General features: G+C 41.1%; 14 protein-coding genes. 13 read left to right on the forward strand and 1 reads right to left on the reverse strand.

Going from position 1 to position 18,036, the window contains the following annotated elements; genetic code table 11:
* Nucleotides 1–7: 7 nt before the first annotated feature.
* The 7 genes from ATG70_RS00910 to ATG70_RS00940 all read left to right on the forward strand — a co-directional run bounded on the left by ATG70_RS00910 (nucleotide 8) and on the right by ATG70_RS00940 (nucleotide 6,371).
* Nucleotides 8–1,291 carry a hemolysin family protein gene (locus ATG70_RS00910; protein ID WP_098442516.1) on the forward strand — a complete coding sequence of 428 codons (1,284 nt, stop codon included), beginning with the start codon at nucleotides 8–10 and terminating at the stop codon, nucleotides 1,289–1,291.
* Between the two features lie 74 nt (nucleotides 1,292–1,365).
* Nucleotides 1,366–2,166, forward strand: coding sequence for a lipopolysaccharide core heptose(II) kinase RfaY (locus ATG70_RS00915; RefSeq protein ID WP_098442517.1), 801 nt, complete (start codon nucleotides 1,366–1,368; stop codon nucleotides 2,164–2,166).
* Between the two features lie 395 nt (nucleotides 2,167–2,561).
* Nucleotides 2,562–3,218 carry a hypothetical protein gene (locus tag ATG70_RS22235; RefSeq protein ID WP_179886129.1) on the forward strand — a complete coding sequence of 219 codons (657 nt, stop codon included), beginning with the start codon at nucleotides 2,562–2,564 and terminating at the stop codon, nucleotides 3,216–3,218.
* Nucleotides 3,205–3,963, forward strand: coding sequence for a cytochrome c biogenesis CcdA family protein (locus ATG70_RS00925; protein WP_098442518.1), 759 nt, complete (start codon nucleotides 3,205–3,207; stop codon nucleotides 3,961–3,963). The genes ATG70_RS22235 and ATG70_RS00925 overlap by 14 nt, the downstream gene beginning before the upstream one ends.
* 13 nt (nucleotides 3,964–3,976) lie before the next feature.
* Complete coding sequence (locus ATG70_RS00930; protein WP_098442519.1) at nucleotides 3,977–4,573, forward strand: TlpA family protein disulfide reductase; 597 nt, start codon at nucleotides 3,977–3,979, stop codon at nucleotides 4,571–4,573.
* 36 nt (nucleotides 4,574–4,609) lie between these two features.
* A complete protein-coding gene (locus tag ATG70_RS00935; protein ID WP_098442520.1) occupies nucleotides 4,610–5,293 on the forward strand; it encodes a response regulator transcription factor in 684 nt (227 codons plus the stop codon).
* The gene (locus ATG70_RS00940) at nucleotides 5,280–6,371 is read left to right on the forward strand and encodes a sensor histidine kinase (RefSeq protein WP_257147571.1); all 1,092 of its coding nucleotides are present in this window, start codon (nucleotides 5,280–5,282) and stop codon (nucleotides 6,369–6,371) included. The genes ATG70_RS00935 and ATG70_RS00940 overlap by 14 nt, the downstream gene beginning before the upstream one ends.
* A gap of 189 nt (nucleotides 6,372–6,560) precedes the next feature.
* On the opposite strand, the gene ATG70_RS00945 is transcribed toward ATG70_RS00940, so the two are convergent.
* Entirely contained in the window at nucleotides 6,561–7,913 is a 1,353-nt protein-coding gene (locus ATG70_RS00945) for a dipeptidase (protein ID WP_098442522.1), read from the reverse strand.
* Between the two features lie 397 nt (nucleotides 7,914–8,310).
* Here ATG70_RS00945 and ATG70_RS00950 point away from each other — a divergent pair, with 397 nt between their 5' ends.
* The 6 genes from ATG70_RS00950 (at nucleotide 8,311) to ATG70_RS00975 (ending at nucleotide 17,951) form a co-directional block, all read left to right on the forward strand.
* Nucleotides 8,311–9,618 (forward strand): glycoside hydrolase family 68 protein, encoded by a 1,308-nt coding sequence (locus tag ATG70_RS00950; protein ID WP_179886130.1) that lies wholly within the window; start codon nucleotides 8,311–8,313, stop codon nucleotides 9,616–9,618.
* A 34-nt stretch (nucleotides 9,619–9,652) separates the two neighbouring features.
* Nucleotides 9,653–10,981 (forward strand): glycoside hydrolase family 68 protein, encoded by a 1,329-nt coding sequence (locus ATG70_RS00955; protein WP_098442523.1) that lies wholly within the window; start codon nucleotides 9,653–9,655, stop codon nucleotides 10,979–10,981.
* A gap of 89 nt (nucleotides 10,982–11,070) precedes the next feature.
* The gene (locus ATG70_RS00960; RefSeq protein WP_098442524.1) at nucleotides 11,071–12,645 is read left to right on the forward strand and encodes a glycoside hydrolase family 32 protein; all 1,575 of its coding nucleotides are present in this window, start codon (nucleotides 11,071–11,073) and stop codon (nucleotides 12,643–12,645) included.
* A gap of 275 nt (nucleotides 12,646–12,920) precedes the next feature.
* Nucleotides 12,921–14,906, forward strand: a complete 1,986-nt coding sequence (locus ATG70_RS00965) for a hypothetical protein (protein ID WP_257147572.1) — start codon at nucleotides 12,921–12,923, stop codon at nucleotides 14,904–14,906.
* 102 nt (nucleotides 14,907–15,008) lie between these two features.
* Complete coding sequence (locus tag ATG70_RS00970; RefSeq protein WP_098442526.1) at nucleotides 15,009–15,881, forward strand: SMP-30/gluconolactonase/LRE family protein; 873 nt, start codon at nucleotides 15,009–15,011, stop codon at nucleotides 15,879–15,881.
* A gap of 72 nt (nucleotides 15,882–15,953) precedes the next feature.
* A complete protein-coding gene (locus ATG70_RS00975) occupies nucleotides 15,954–17,951 on the forward strand; it encodes a penicillin-binding transpeptidase domain-containing protein (RefSeq protein WP_257147573.1) in 1,998 nt (665 codons plus the stop codon).
* Nucleotides 17,952–18,036: the final 85 nt, after the last annotated feature.

The raw sequence follows: 18,036 nt of genomic DNA on the forward strand, positions 1-18,036 counted from the left end.
AAATTTTTTGAATGATATACCACTGGATTCGATTCTTTTATTAGGTTCCTTATTACTGTTATCTGCTTTTTTCTCATCAGCTGAAACAGCCTATTCGAGTGTTAACAAGATTAGGTTAAGAAATTTCGCAGATGAAGGAAGGCGTGGAAGTAAAAGAGCTTTAGCCATTGCTGAGAACTTTGATAAAGCCTTATCAACGATTCTTATCGGAAACAATATAGTCAATATTGCTGCTGCTAGTATTTCAGCTGCTGTAGCAACTGAAATATTTGGCGGGAATGCTGGCCTCGTGATTAGTACGGTGTTCATGACTATTTTAGTCTTGATCTTTGGTGAAATACTTCCTAAATCGTTAGCAAAGGAACACGCAGAATCTTATTCATTAATGATCGCAACGGTGTTATATGTTCTCATTAAGCTGCTTGCACCTCTCAATTTCTTTTTTGTTAAATTGAAAGTGTGGGTATCAAGTCTTTTTGCGAAAAACAGCACAATGCCATCTGTTACAGAAGAAGAGTTAAAAGTAATGTTAGACATTAGTGAAGAAGAAGGGGTCATCGATAAAGAGGAAAGAGACCTCATTCATCGATCGATGGATTTTGATGATACGCTTGCAGGTGAGGTTTTAACACCGCGAATTGACATTGTGGCCATTGATATTGATCAATCCGTAGAAGAAATGAAAGAAATCTTCTTTGAAGAGAGGTTTTCAAGAATACCTGTCTATCAAGATAGTATTGATAATATTATTGGGATTTTAACGGAGAAAGAATTTTTTACTCACTTGATTAAGTATCAAACTGTTGATATTAAAGAATTAATTCGAGAGCCTCTGTTTGTGGTAGAATCAATGAAGATTTCCACTCTGTTACCAAAATTGCAAAAGGAAAAGGTACACATGGCCATTGTGCTAGATGAATTTGGTGGTACGTCAGGAATCGTTACATTAGAAGACGTACTAGAAGAGATTGTGGGAGAAATCTGGGATGAGCAAGATGAGAAATTCAGTACGATGCAGCGAATCTCTGATAGCAACTATCGTTTTGATGCTCAATTTCAGCTAGATGATTTCTTCGATTTAATGGAGGCGGCTACACCTGAAAGTTCTTATCACACGATAGGTGGATGGGTCATTGAGAATCTCGGAACAGTTCCTAGTAACGGGGATTCCTTCTATTATGAAAATCTTAAAATTATCGTCGAACAAGTTGAAGAGCGTCGCGTAAGAAAAATACTGGTAGAAGTGCTTCCAAAAGATCAAACATACGAAGATATGATGGTAAGAGTTTAGATTCTTATTCATCTCACATAAAAAACAACAAGAGCAGCTGATCCAAATGGCTGCTTCTTTTAATGGGGTAAGGTATGAATAACTGGAGAAGGCGATTGAAACACCTTTATCGTTTTTTTATCGATCGACCCTACAAGCCGCAGTTTCTTATTGCTAATCAATATGACGTGAAGCGTGTTATTGGGATGGGAAGTTACGGAATAACTTATCTCTGTAAAAATAAAAAAACGAGAGAGCGATGTGTCGTAAAGCAAATACGTCCAAGTAAACTGAAAAACAGTGACACTTCTTTCTATCAAATGGAGGCAGAGATACTGGCTTCTTTAGACCATATTAGTATTCCTAAGCTTCATGATGCTTTTCATTTTAACAGGAATCAATTTTTAGTAATGGACTACATTGAGGGTGTGAATCTAGAAGACGTCCTGTTTGATCAGTACAATCAATTCAATGAACTGGAATCTCTGGAGTTTCTTAAAGGTTTGATTGAGAGTGTCGTTTATCTACATACGCACGGAATAACTCATGGTGATCTACGAATACCGAATGTGATGGTGAAAAACGCTCAGATTTATGTTATTGATTTTGGATTAGCAGTCTCATTGAAAGATAAGTCAGATCAGGAGGCGCTTGAGCTCATTCAAAAGGATTTATACGATCTAGGTGATTTTCTACTCTTCTTGCTTTACTCTTCTTACGATCCCATCAGTAGAAAAGACCGTCCATGGACAGAAGAACTAACCATTCATCCCGCTACGGAACATTTCATAAAGCGACTGCTACAGATTGAGACTAGATTTGAAAGTATCGATCAGGTTCGCGATCACCTTCATAAAACAATAAGTATCATTCCTAATAATAAAACCAGCACCTGATCAATTAACCAGGTGCTGGTTTTATTATTAGCTACTACTACTTGAGCCTTTACGCTTATAACGATGACTGCCGCCATAAGGCGAATGTTTCCGCCCGCTTGAGCTGCTTCTATGATAATGTTTTCTTTTGTGGCTACTCCCACTCGACTTCTTGATTTGTTTTTCGACTCGTTTTAATATTTTTTTAAACATGATCCTTGGTCTCCTTTCAGTTTCAAATCGTGTTCGCATACAGAAAAGAAAGATAGACTAGATTCTTTATAGCTTATCATAGAGTTACTAAAATCCATACAACGAATATGGGCGTTTATCCTAACGGTGAAATAATTTCATCAAATTTTCATATAACCTACTTATACTAAATTCTTAGATACAGTTAAATGGAGGAACGACGGATGGTGAATGCAAGCAAATTAATATCAATTGGCATCTTTAGTTTAAGTCTAATGATCGGACTTGGAACCTTCTATGTGATAAGTGATCTATCGAAGCAAAAGAGAAGAGAACATATCGAAGAAATCGTGTCACAACTGATTAATTTTATTCTCTACATTTGGATGGGGAAAATTATTTTGAATTTTTCTCTGTTTATTAAAGATCCACTGGCAATATTAGCTTACCCGAGTAATTCACATGCTTTTTATTTTGCGATTCTACTTAGTACACTTGTCAATCTCTTGAAATCCAAGTACCCGTCTAAAAACAAGCCCCACTTTATAGAATCTCTTGTATTTGTTTTATTAGTAATGACATTTGCATATGAATTTATCCAAATGTTTTGGAATAGTAATGCCTATACTTATGAAACCTTAATTGTTGTTGGTTTTCTCCTCGTCTTATTCATTAGCTTGCGGGAAAAAATAGCATCCTCTACGCTACTCATCGTGACGATAACGGCGTGGTCAGGAGGAATGGTGTTACTAGATTTCATTCAACCAATAGTAACTTTGTTTGGTTATATAATCACTCCATGGTTTGTTGGATTATATTACTTAATTAGTATGTTCATCATCATAAATAAGAGAAGGAGGGAAAGACGTGGTAGGAATTGAAGCAGATACAGCTCTACTTGTAGGTCTGTTCCTCGCAATGGGAGCAGGAGCTTTATCTTTTTTATCTCCCTGTGTATTACCAATTTTTCCAGCCTACCTGTCGTACATAACTGGAATAAGTGTGAATGAGTTGCAAGGAAATAAGAATTCGAAGATTCGTAGTCAATTAATGAGCCATTCGTTATTTTTCTTATTAGGGGTATCACTTGTCTTTATTAGTTTAGGTGCTAGTGCATCATTATTAGGTCAATGGGTTCAAAACTTATTACTAGGTGACTCTGGTTTATTAATTCAGCGTTTTGCGGGAATTTTTATTATCCTCATGGGATTTTTTGTTGCAGGATGGATAACGATTCCAGCTTTAATGAAAGAAAGACGTATTCGCTACTCTAAAAAACCGGTTGGATACCTGGGCACTTTTTTTGTAGGGCTTGGTTTTGCTGCTGGTTGGACTCCTTGTATCGGCCCTATTTTTGGATCAATTCTATTATTGGCAGCAAGTAATCCAGGGCATGGCATCGTTTATACGGTGATGTATGTAATTGGATTTTCTCTACCTTTTATTGTTTTAACATTCTTTCTCGGTTCTACCAGATGGATCGTTCGACATAGTGAGGTCATTATGAAGTTCGGTGCTGTGATCATGATTCTTATGGGAATGGTATTATTTTTTGGGCTATTGCCGCGAATAACCGGCTTTCTGCTTGATTTAGTACAAAATACATGGTTATCAGAATTAGGATAAAGGGGGATGAGGAATGAGAAGAACACTTCTTATTATCGTTGTTATAGGTATGGTTGGTTGGGCGGTATATGATTCTACTAGCTCTACTGATGACGCTGAAGGAGAAAATAGCAGTAGTGATCAGGTAGCCGACTCTCAATTTTCAACTCAAGCGGTTGAAGGTGATGATTTAGTAGAATCAAATGATGTTGGGATAAATAAAGGGCAGATTGCTCCTAACTTCAAACTGCAAACGTTAAATGGAGAAGCGGTGCAATTATCTGATTATAGAGGGAAGCGAGTAATCGTGAACTTCTGGGCTACCTGGTGTCCTCCTTGTAGAGCAGAAATTCCTGATTTTCAAAAACTGTACGAGAAAAAAGATGTCGAGATCTTAGCCGTAAACCTCACAGAAACAGAAGAGAGCACTGAAGGAGTGGAAGAATTTGTAAAAGAATTCGAAATGACCTTTCCAGTTGTGATGGATGTGAATTCTGATGTTTCTAATACGTATCAAGTGAGTGCATATCCAACTTCATATATGATCGATTCAAATGGTCGAATCCAATTCGTTGCAATGGGTGCATTAAATTATGACCTCATGATACAGGAATATGAAAAGATGAAATAGTCTTTCATATAGTACAATAGCCAAGAGGTGAGTTTGGTGAAACAGACAATTTTAGTCGTAGAAGATGATCAAATGATTCGAAACCTTATCGCGATCTATCTGAAAAATGCTGGCTATGAGGTAGTAGAAGCTGCAAACGGTGAATTAGCGAAAAATGTTTTCTTAGAACACCACCCGTGTCTAGTCGTTCTTGATTTAATGTTACCCCTTTTACCTGGTGAGGAATTTTGCAAGTGGGTACGGGAGCAAGAACGGAATGAGGTTTCGATTATTATGCTATCAGCCAAAGCGCGAACAGAGGATAAAATCAAGGGATTAAAAATAGGAGCAGATGATTATTTGACGAAGCCGTTCGATCCAGAAGAACTTCTTGCTCACGTTGAGGCCGTTTTGCGACGTACGGGACAGTTTTGTCAAAAAGTCACTTACAAAGGGTTATGTATCAAACCTCGAAACGGTGAGGTATTTCTTTACGATAAACAGATAAACTTAACAAAACACGAATTCAATCTACTCTATCATTTTATGGAAAACCCAAATGTTGTTAGATCAAGAGAAGATTTGATTTTACAATTATACCCCTATGTCGATAAAACGGTTATGGATCGGACGATTGATGCCCATATTAAGAAACTACGAGCGAAAATTGAGGTTAATCCTGGTATTCCTGAACGTATTCAAACAGTTCGAGGAATGGGGTATAAATTTGTTGTGGAATAATAAACGAGCAAAGACCTTCCTTCCAAATAAACTTTTATTACGTCTGACATTTGTTAATGTCATTGTCGTTGGTATATTTATCGCATTAAGCAGTTGGGCGATCTATCATACTGCCTGTTCTTTGGCTAATGGATTGGGATCGTGGAATGACCAGAAACAACAACTATTTAACTCCATTCTTTTTCAATATTTATGGATATTTAGTATAGCTGCCATTTTAATTGGAAGTTTAATACATTATCGCTTGGTAAAGGAAATCATACGACCGTTAAAAGAGCTAATTGAATCAACGAAAAGAATGAAAGCAGGTCATTATCCCAACCCCATTATTGTGAATACGAGAGATGAAGTTGGAGAATTAATTGGTCATTTTAATGATCTGGTGAAACAATTAAAAGAGATGCAACAACATAGAAAAGAGCTGGTTTTGGATTTTTCACATGAATTTCGTACCCCATTAGCTAATTTGAACGGTTATTTGGGCGCTTTGAAAAATGGTGTGATTGAAGGAGATCAACAAATATACCATTCTCTTCAGAAGGAATCGGAACGACTTATTCACATGGTGGAACAGCTTGAACAAGTGAAGGAATGGGATTATCTATCTAAACAGACGTATACCGAGAAAGAACCAATCGATATGCAATTTCTAATACATCAATCGGTTGCAATGTTTCGTTGGTCATTAGAAAATGCAGGAATTAACGTGGAGGTACAGACTGAATCTGGTGCAGTGAATGTTTCTACTGAGGGGATTTCGCAGGTGATCAGTAATTTAATTGATAATGCAATTAGATACTATCAAGGAACAGGACCAATAATGATAAAAGGAGAATTAGTAGAAAGTCACTATAGGCTATCGATCTCCGGTCCTGGACAAGCAATTCCTATTCAAGAAAAAGATAGAATTTTTGAAAGGTTCTATCGTGCAAATTCTTCACGCGAAAGAGATAATACAGGCGGAACAGGACTTGGACTTGCGATATCCAAAGAAATTATTGTACACCATCAAGGGCAGATTGGATTAAAGTCAGAGGGAGAGACTCACACCTTTTGGATTACACTACCGCTTATCTAGTTGGTCAATTTAAAAGACGGAGATCCTGATGACCTTGGCGAAAATTAACTAAGTTAAGAATGAACATAAGCGGCATCTCAACTCCTGCGTAAGGGAGGAAGGTGCCGCTTATTTTAAAATCATTATAGTAATACTAGTGTATTTAAACGTGGCATGAACATAAGTTTGACGATAGCGTATGAAAAGCCACTATGAAAGTGACTTGAAATAAGTACAAACGGTTTCGATGCCTTTTGTGAAATTATCAATATGAAAATGTTCATTAGGCGCATGTAAATTTTCTGATGGGAGTCCGAAGCCCATGAGCACAACAGGCGCTTCAAGAACACGAGCAAATACTTCAACGATTGGAATCGATCCACCCTCTTTAGGAAAGAGAGCACGCACGCCATATACCTTTTCATAAGCATCAGCCGCTTTTTGAATCATCGGATCGTTTGAATCAAGCGAGACGGGACGGGCCTGAATAAATTGATTTATGGTTATGGTTGTACCGACTGGTTGATGATCAAGAAGGTGTTTTTCGATACGTTCATAAATTTGTTGTGGATCTTGATCTCCGACGAGACGACAGCTAATTTTACCTGTGGCTTCTGAGGGGACGATTGTCTTAATGCCGTCACCCTGGTATCCTCCTGAAATCCCGTTCAATTCAAGCGTTGGACGAATACCCGTCTGTTCCTTGAAAGTGAATCCTTTTTCTCCAAATAAAGAAGTTAATCCGAGCTCTTGCTTCATTCCTTCATCATCGGACGGAATCTGAGCGATTTCTTCTTTCAATTCCTCTGTAAGTTCTGGCACACCTTCGTAAAATCCATCCACGGTAATGGCGCCATCTTCGCTGTGAAGACTATCGAGTAGACGAACAAGGGAATGAACTGCGTTTGGAACCCCACCGCCGTACACGCCAGAATGGAGATCCGTATTCGCTGTTTTCACCTTCACCTCCATCGCAAGGGCCCCACGTAAAGATGTACAAATCGCAGGTAAGCCTTCTTTAATAAAGGAAGTATCTGAAATCACAACAGCGTCAGCAGAAAGTTTCTCAGTATTTTTTTCAATAAAAGGTCCAAGGTGTGGGCTGGCAATTTCTTCTTCCCCTTCAATACAGAACTTCACATTAACGGGGAGCTTGCCACCTTCTTGCATCAAGAGTTCCATCGCCTTGATATGAATAAACAGCTGACCTTTATCATCTGTTGCACCGCGCGCATAGATTTTGTTGTCGCGGATAATAGGTTCAAATGGTGGCGTTTCCCAGAGGTCGAGTGGATCAGCGGGCTGCACATCATAATGGCCATAGATCAGAATCGTTGGTTTACCTTCTGCATGAAGCCAATCAGCGTAGACGATCGGATGACCGTCTGTTTCGATAACTTCAATGTTTTCCATGCCGGTCTTTTCCAAAGAGTTGGCTACCCATTTAGCTCCTTTTTGAACATCTGATTTATGGGCAGGTACGGCTGAAATGCTTTGGATTTTCAGAAATTCCTCTAGTTCTTTCAGGTAAGAATCTTTATGTAATTCGATGGTATTTTTCATAAGTATAACCTCCTTAGTTAGGTTGTCTTTATTATAATCCAGAGACGAAGATTTGCACATGAAACGCGCGATTTATATTGGGAAATTAAGGCGATTTAATATCAGGACATTAACTTTTATATTAAAATTATGACATTGCAGTTAAGTGGTTGTCATATAAGGTGGGTCTAAATGCCTCTGTGTGGAATCGATTCCTGATTCTAAAGAACTATTTATTTTTGCGATGAAAGCCTTTTCGATAACCAGTTGATAACCGCTTTCTTGATTGACAGAATAAGGTTTTCCTATCTAAAGACCTGCAAGATTTCTGCTTTTTCGGGCGTGTTGACGGGTTCACATATTTTCCATACAGTTATGGCGAATGAAACATTTTACTAAATTTTGAGGAGTGTGGCAGATGGGGAACGTGAAAAAGTCTTCTGTTTTTAAGGGGATTGCACTATCGACAATTATGCTTGTAAGTGGATTTGCAGGCATGCCGTTATCTACGAATGCGGCTGAGGAAGCTGAGACAGCAGTTTGGTCTCGTCAAGATGCACAGGGTTATGATTTATCGAAAGACAACACTGCACCTAACATCGACAACGTGGATGAAGTGGCTCCAGATTATTGGGTTTGGGACACATGGCCACTACGTAATCGTGATGGATCGATTGCACAGATAAATGGTTACCAGGTTGTCTTTGCTCTTACAGCTTCTAAAGAATATACATGGAGCGGTCGTCACGACGAAGCTCAAATTCGCTACTTCTACTCGAAGAACGGAAAAGATTGGAAAATGGGCGGACTTGCATATGAATCAGAAGATGCACTAGGCGCTCGCCAATGGGCAGGATCAGCAATGATGGATGACGATGATAAGGTTCACCTTTTCTATACAGCAACTGGACGTAAAGGTGAAGAACAAACAACATTTGAACAACGTCTTGCGAAAACAACGTTTGATATTGAAGCAGATAAGAAATCTAAATCTGTTGAGCTAAGCAACTTTGGTGAGCATGAAATCCTTGCTGAAGCTGACGGTGAGTACTATGAAACGCAAGAACAAAAAACAGGAAATATTATTTATTCATTCCGTGACCCATGGTTCTTCCAGGATCCTAAAACAGGAAAAGAATACTTAATCTTTGAAGGAAATACAGCAGGAGACGATAAGTCACTAGACCCAGAAAACATTGGTGATGCTGATTTCCGTGAAACTCACAATGTACCAGCTGGCGCTGAAGATTACAATGGTAACGTTGGAATTGCTGAAGCACAGAATGAAGATCTAACAGACTTTGAATTGCTTCCACCACTACTTGAAGCAAATGGTGTCAACCAGCAGCTTGAGCGTCCACACATCCTTGTTAAAGGTGGAGAGTACTACCTCTTTACAATCACACATAAATTTACGTTCGCTCCTGGATTAACGGGCCCTGATGGTCTTTATGGCTTTACGAATGATTCTCTTCGCGGTGATTACGAGCCACTTAACGGCAATGGTCTTGTTGTAGCAACCCCTGAAGATGATCCATTTATGACATACTCTCACGCAGTTATGCCGAATGGTACAGTGATCAGCTTTGTGAACGAGTATCGTGATGAGAACGGTGAGCTTCAGTTTGGCGGTACGTTTGCTCCGACGCTTAAACTTTCGATTCATGGTGATGAAACAAAAGTAACTGGCGCACTTAAGCCAGGCCAAATCATGCCTTCACACTAAAACTGGGAAACCAGACTAAAGGAGACTTACCCACATGAATAAGTTTTCAAAAACAGTAGCGACTTCCGTTCTCGGATTCGCTACCCTGTTTTCAAGTTTTGCCCCTGCAACAAGCTTTGCAGCAGAGAGTGAAACATCGAACTGGACAAGAGAAGATGCATCTAAAATTGTTCAAAACAAAGATAATACGGCTCCAGAAATTAACACAAAAGACCTTGAACAAATTGCGCCAGAGTACCATATCTGGGATACGTGGCCACTACGTAACAAAGATGGTTCGATCGCAACATTAAACGGTTATAAAGTGATTTTCTCGCTAACAGCTCCAAGTGATGTATTACCTGGTAAGCGTCATGATATCGCTGAAATTCGCTACTTCGTTTCAAAGAACGGGAAAGATTGGAAGCTTGGCGGTACCGTTTTTAATGAAGAGCAGGCACTAGGTTCCCGTCAATGGGCAGGTTCAGCTATGATTGAAGATGGCGAGATTAATTTCTTCTATACGGCAACAGGTCGCAAAGGCGAAGAACAGCTAACTTATGAGCAGCGTCTCGTAAAGGCTTCTGCTGATGTGGATGCTTCAAATAAGGGAATCGAATTCAATAACTGGTCTGATCATGAAGTGATTCTTGAGCCAGATGGCGAATACTACCAGACAATGGAACAAAGTAAGCAGGGAGACATTGCTTATGCATTCCGTGATCCGTGGTTCTTTGAAGATCCTAAAACAGGCGAAGATTACATCTTGTTTGAAGGGAACTCTGGCGGTACACCTGCCGAACGCTCTGTTGAACAGGAGCACATCGGTTCTGAAGACTTCGCTACAGTAGACGAAGTACCTGAAGAATCAAAACTCTTTAACGGTAATATCGGAATCGCAAAAGCTGAAAACGATGATTACACAGAGTTTGACATCATGCCTCCACTGATGGAAGCGAACAGCCTCAATCAGGAGCTTGAACGTCCGCATATCGTAACAAAGGGAAATAAATATTATCTTTTTACTGATACGCACAAAAACAAGTTTGCTCCAGGAATAACTGGTCCAGATGGTCTTTATGGCTTTGTATCGGATTCTCTAACATCAGACTATGAGCCTCTTAACGGAAGTGGTCTTGTTGTTGCAAATCCAGAGAATGAGCCTTATCAAACCTATTCATGGATGGTTATGCCGAATGGTACAGTGATTAGCTTTGCTAACTTCTATGACCTAAACGGTTTAACAATCAATGAACTTGGCGCGCAGTCAGAGCAATATCAATTTGATCACTTTGGCGGCACATTAGCTCCATCTCTTAAACTTTCGATTCACAATGATGAAACGAAGATTACAAAAGAAATGGATGCTGGCGTATTTAAATAAGAGTGATGGTAACTGTCGAGGATAAGCTTCGACAGTTACTTTTCTATTTAGAGGCATTATTCGTTTGACAGACAGGAGAGCTGGATACTATGAGAAAATGGTTGCTAGCTGTAGGCGTTTTTGTCGTGATTGGCATTCTTATCTTTGCGAGCTTTAATGGCAAAAATGAATCGCCACAACAAGAAGAGAAAGAGCCTGAGATACCAAAAGAATACAATCAGTCGCTACGTCCCCAGTTTCACTATACGCCAGAACAAAATTGGATGAACGATCCAAACGGGATGGTGTATGTTGAAGGGAAATACCATTTGTTTTACCAGCATAATCCTACAGGAAATGAATTCGGAAACATGGGTTGGGGTTATGCGGTCAGTGAAGATCTTTATCACTGGGAAGAAAAACCGATGGCGCTAGAAGCGGATGATCAGGGGATGATTTTCTCTGGTGGCGCGATTTATGACAAAACCAATACGAGCGGCCTTTTTGCAGAAGGAAAAGCGGGTCTTGTGGCTTTTTATACAATAGCGGGCGAAGAACAAACGCAGGGTCTCGCTTATAGTGAAGATGGTGTAGAAACGTGGAAGAAATACCGGGGGAACCCGATCCTTCCGAACCCTGGGATAAAAGATTTTCGAGATCCTAAAGTGGTCTGGCACGAGGAGTCTGAAAAGTGGATCATGCTTCTTGCAGCAGGAAATAAAGTCATTTTCTATGGCTCAGATAATTTGATCGACTGGGAGAAATTAAGTGAATTCGGCGTTGATCAGGGCGCACAAGGTGGCGTTTGGGAGACGCCAGAACTTTTCCAATTACCGGTTGATGGCGAGTCTTCTAATGAGAAATGGGTATTGCAGGTGGATATGAATCCAGGAAGTATTGCTGGCGGATCGGGTGGACAATATTTTATCGGTGATTTCGATGGAAAGACGTTCACGAGAGAAGGGGCAAAAGACGACATTAACTGGGTTGATTATGGAACCGATTTTTATGCGGCACAAGCTTTCAGCAACCATGAGGGCAATCCCATATGGTTTGCCTGGATGAGTAACTGGATGTATGCGTCTGATTTACCGACTGATCCATGGAAAGGTGCCATGTCTTTACCACGTGAGGTTTCTTTGAAAGAAGTGAACGGAGAAACGCGTCTTATCCAAGAGCCGGCGGGTGAGGTTGAGTCGAATCGTTCTAAGAAGTTAGTGGATTTATCCGATAAAGAAGTGGAAGGTCGAATGCCGCTTGATGATTTTAAGGCAGATACGTATGAAGTCGTTGCCGAATTCGATTTAGATACGTCAGGTGAATTCGGCTTCCGCGTTCGAAAGGGAGACGAAGAGGAAACGATTGTAGGATATGATTCAAAAAATAATCTTGCATTTGTTGATCGACAGAATAGTGGCGATACAAGTTTTCATGAACAGTTTCCTGGTGTGTACAGGGCACCGTTAGAACCAACGGAAGATGGAAAAGTAAAGCTTCACCTGTTTGTCGATCGCTCTTCTGTTGAGCTGTTTGCGAATGATGGAAAACGTGTCATGACAAATCGAATTTTCCCATCAGAGGATAGTGATGGTTTTGAAATCTATGCAATGAATGGAAAGGTGACGCTTGAATCTCTAGAAGTGTATGAGCTTGAATCATCTTGGAAGACGAGTGAAAAAGAGTAAGAATTTATATTGAGAGCGGTCATCTGCAATAAAGATGACCGCTCTTTCTTATACGTGATCTTTTGTTGAGAGTAAGAACGCGTTATTTCCGCGAATTTCGGAATATATCCGCGATATTTATTTTTATTCCGCGAAAACCATGATAATTCCGCGATATTCTCAATAATTCCGCGAAATGCTCGATAATCGAAAATAAATAGGTCCTTAGAAGTGGTTTCCTTTTCCTGGATTGGGGAACAAATAGCTATCTTGTAAATAATGGGGGATGTATGGAAATGGAAACATCATTTTCAAATTCAGAACAGCAAAAGTTTGTCAGGACTCTTCAGTCATTCAAGGAAAATCGCCAGAATCCAGTTGTGTTAGAAGAATTGTTATCAGACGCTGCCGTTCTCATTGACCAGAATAAGCTCGAATCCCTTTATCAACTTGCTGGTGACTATGATAAGGCGGGCATTTTTGAAGGTGGACCATGGGAAGAACCTCGTAAATTACAACCGCCTCTTGTAGGTGGATCATTTAAAATAGACGGAAACTATTCGATCTTTGAAGTACTAAGTGAGCTTCGTATGCTTGCAATTGCGAAAGAGGACTATACACATCCAGATGTTTCACGCGAGCAAGCCCGCACTTTTCTAAACAAAGTGATGGCGCTGAATCTCCAAATGATTTTTCCAGCTGAGACGGAGGAAGCAAGAATTAATCAAGGGCAAGAACAAAAGAGAGGCATCCTCCTCTTTCAATTTTTAGCTGAAAAAATGTCGCTCGGATCGCTATCAGCTACGTTTGTTGATGAAATCGACCGATTGACTGCTCAGCGCCCGATTATGGTGAAACGAATTAAAGAGATGATCGGCTATGCTGAAAATCTCTTATCTTCGGAGGACTTAAGCGTAGAAGGACGTGAAAGCATTCAGCGCTACCTTGATAGCGTGCACGCACCAACAGAACTGAGCAAGAAATACCCTAACTTTGCTGACTACCAAAATCAATTCAATGCGTTATCTGAGATGGAAAAAGAATTAGAAGCGGAGCGATTTGCAGAAGTGATGCGTGATACTGGCCTCGTCTCACCGGTTCATGCCAAACTTGCACGTACTCTTGCAGAAGAGGACGCGTCTCATTTACTCGTCTTAACACTTGGGTTGACTGAAAAAGGGGAAGCGAACTTAAATGAGCATTTTTCCTTAGTGAAAGAGTTGGCTTCATTAGCGATTTATCCTGTCACTGCTCAGTCGCTTTACGGACTTGCGCGCATGCTTGAGCGCGGCGTATTATCCTCTCCGCCTGTTATTCCAGGACTGGAGCGTATAGTTGAAATTGAGATGCTCCCTGAAGTCGAAAAGGATTTACTCGCATCACGTGATAATCCAGAGGACATCACACCGGTAGGTATTCTATTATCAGGACTTCTAAGCGTATTGGGACAACCGCTTGGTATTGGACAGGGAATGAACCCAACCTGTCAATCAGCCCGAGGCATCAGCCTCTGGTCACAGCACGATCCAGGATTTTTGCTAGAGCTTGTAGCAAGAGCGTGTCGAGATGGGGAAATTGATATCTCGTTTGAAGGTGCTGAAATTAATTCGTCGCTTATCGCGGGAGGCCTTGCCCCGGATCTTCATAAAGAGCTTGATGCTGTTTCACTTTTTCTCGTTCCGCATCTTGATCGCGTTTACGATGAAATGATGAAGCGAAGCGCTCTACGTGGTGAAGATGGTCATAAATTTGTGAATCCGGAATTTTATGGTCAGTGGATTTCTAAGGAGTTTTCATCCGTTATTAATCCGGTAACCGGAGCCGTAACAAACTATGAACAGTTTGCACGACTCTTTTATGCAACGCATCATCCGGATTACAATGAAGGTCATCAGCTGATTTACCCAAATCCGGTCGGGATCTTCGTCACTACAGCGAACGCCGATTTACTCGGTCTTCATGCGATTAGCATCCAGCGAATTGATGCTGATCCATCTGGAGAAACGAGAGTCTACTTTTATAATCCGAATAATGATAGCGGACAGGATTGGGGCCAGGGCATTAAGTCAACGGTCCGAAATCATGGGGAAGAGGAAGGAGAAGCCTCTCTTCCATTTGATCAGTTTTTATCCCGTGTGTATGCCTATCATTATAATCCGAATGAAATGGGAGCCGTCGAAACGGTTCCACAGGAGATCATTGATCGGGTAACGACGCTCGCAAAAGAAAGCTGGGGACAAAAATACCAGTGGACCGATTTAGCTAATCCGTTTTTAATTTAAAAAGGCATGGGTTCCCTTCTTATACTATAGAAGGTGGACCCTTTTCTTATTAAGGGTTAAAGTAGAGAGAATAGAAGATTCACTAATCAGGAGGTACAGTTTATGGAAGCAAAACTAGTCATTGATGCACGCGCAATACTCGGGGAGGGACCCTGCTGGGATGATCAGAGTCAGCTTCTTTATTGGGTTGATATTGAAGGAAAGAAGGTTCATGCCTACAACCCGATGACGGCAGGTAATATCGAGATGAAGCAGGAGCAAATGGTTGGAACGATTGCACCACGTGAATCAGGTGGTCTTGTGATGGCGATGGCTGGGGGATTTTACGCTATGAATCTTTCAACTGAGAACGTAGAGGCGATTACCGATCCAGAGAGTCATTTGCCTGATAATCGCTTTAATGATGGAAAATGCGATCCTGCTGGGCGATTCTGGGCAGGAACGATGCATATGGAAGGGTTAAAAGGGGAAGGCGCGCTCTATTGTCTTGAAGAAAACCTTGAAGTGACAAAAAAAATCGATCATGTGAGTACGTCCAATGGACTCGCCTGGTCACCTGATACGCGCTATTTGTATTTTATTGATACGCCGACGAAAAAAGTCGTTCGCTATGACTACGATCTTTCCACAGGCGATATCCGAAATCCTGTTGAAGTGATTACGATTCCTGATGGCGAGGGTATGCCAGATGGTATGACGAGTGATGAAGAAGGAAATCTATGGATCGCTCACTGGGGAGGTTCTAAGGTAACAAGATGGAACCCAGATACTGGAGAAAGACTGCTAGAAGTTAGCGTACCAGCGTTGAATGTGACGTCATGCGTCTTTGGCGGAAAAGAGCGAAATGAGCTCTATATCACCACAGCGCGAACAAATACGAGCGAAGATGAACTGAAGCAGTTTCCGTATGCCGGCGGAGTGTTTCGTGTGAAAACAAATGTAAAAGGAAGTCGCACTTACGCATTCAAAGGATAACCTGTTTCCCTTTCTTCCTGTCTTAAAGTCTTTTATAATAAGAGGAAAATAATAGAAAAAGAGGGGCAGAGTGTGAAACTAAAATCATTTATCTCAATGGGGCTATTTTTACTGTTTTTAGCGGGCTGTTCGGATCAACCATCAGCGGTTGATGCGTTCGATACATACGTAAAGGACTGGAACAAGCAGGAGTTTAGTAGCATGTACGATCAATTATCTCCAGCAACACAAAAATCGATTTCGCAAGACGAATTCGTCGAGCGGTATCAGTCTATTTATGATGATGTAGAAGTTGAAGATTTGAAAGTAAGCTTTGAAAAACCTGAAGAAGAGGCTCAACCAAATGAGGAAGGAGAAGTGACCTTCCCTTTTTCAGTGTCGATGCAAACACTAGCTGGTGAAGTTTCATTTGATCATGAAGCAACGCTTGTCCTAACTGAAGGAGAAGATACAGACTCTTACGGCGTAAACTGGGATCCTTCGTTTATTTTTAAGGAATTAGAAAAAGGCGATGAGGTTGCGATTCGTTCTTCTGTTCCGGTTCGCGGTGAAATCACCGATCGGAACGGTGAAGCGTTAGCCGTTAATGGTACGGTTAAGCAAATTGGAGTGGTGCCGCAAGCCATTGAATCTGATCAAGAAAAGATTGTGGCTGAGCTTAGTGACGCTTTGAAGATGAGCGTAGAAGATATTGAGAATGAGCTTAATCAGGGCTGGGTGCAGTCTGATCCAACGCAGTTCGTTCCGCTAAAAAGCGTGATGGAAACAGAAGAAGAGCTTATTGCTGACGCTAGGGAAATTACAGGTGTGCAGATTAATGATACGACTGAAAGGATTTATCCTTTTGGTGAGAGTGCTGCTCATTTAACGGGGTATATTCGACAAATGCAGAAAGAAGATCTCGAGAAGTATGCAGGACAGGGCTATTCCAGCTATGAGAGCATTGGAAAAGCTGGCCTTGAGCAAGTGTATGAAGATGAGCTTCATGGTGTAACAGGCTGGTCCATTGAAGTGAAGGGAGCAGATCCTAAGAAAGTGATCGCTAGTAAGGAAAAGGTTGATGGTGAGAACATCCAGGTTACGATCGATGGCTCAATTCAACAGGAATTATTTGAGCAGCTTGGAAAAGATCCAGGTACAGCGGTGGCGCTCCATCCAACAACGGGTGAGACGCTTGCGTTAACAAGTTCACCTTCCTATAATCCAAATGATTTTACACTTGGATTTGACGAAGGCGAGTATGCGAAGTTAGCTGATAATAAGGACCTCCCATTTTCAGCTAAGTTTAATAAAACGTATTCACCAGGCTCAACGATTAAGCCGCTTACTGCTTCGATCGCACTTCGAGATGGTGATTTAGATCCGAAAGCCGTTGAGAAAATTGATGGTTTGAAGTGGCAGCCAGACTCAAGCTGGGGCGGATATAAAGTGACGCGCGTGAAGCCGGCAGATCCGGAAGTCACACTTGAAGAAGCGCTTATGCATTCGGATAATATTTATTTTGCACGAAAAGCGCTGGATCTTGGCGCTGAAAAGTTCCAAAAAGGTTTGGAATCATTCCAAATTGGTCAGGAAGTCGAGTTCCCTTTTCCAACCGAAAACTCGTCAATCTCTAACGGAGGTCTTGGTGAAAATGACATTCTTTTAGCAGACTCTGCCTATGGACAGGGAGAGCTACAGATTTCTCCCTATCAGCTCGCTATGACGTACACGACGTTTGCTAACGATGGCGTGATGCTGAAGCCAACGCTTCGAGTGAGCGAAGAGTCCGCTGAAGCGTTTGAAGTCATCTCATCTGAAATTGCCTCAATTGTGAGCGATGATCTTGGGAAGGTAGTTTCAGATCCTGAGGGTACCGCTTATGATCCAGTAGTAAAAGGTATTTCGCTCGCTGGTAAGACAGGAACGGCCGAGTTAAAGGCGGCGGGTGAAGAAGAAGGCCCTGAAAATGGACTTTTTGTTGCGTATAACACGGATGAGAAGGACTTGTTAATCGCGATGATGGTTGAAGGCGCCTCAAGTCACGATATTACAGGAAAAGTGAAAGACGTTTTCGTGGAAATGCAGTGATTTCTTTGGTTGCTGTGGTGTCGGGAGGACGGCTGTTCGACGTTTATTGCCCAAATTTCGGATATATTGGCCAAACTGCGTTTTT

This window comes from Bacillus sp. es.036 (genome assembly GCF_002563635.1).
Taxonomy (GTDB): Bacteria; Bacillota; Bacilli; order Bacillales; family Guptibacillaceae; genus Guptibacillus.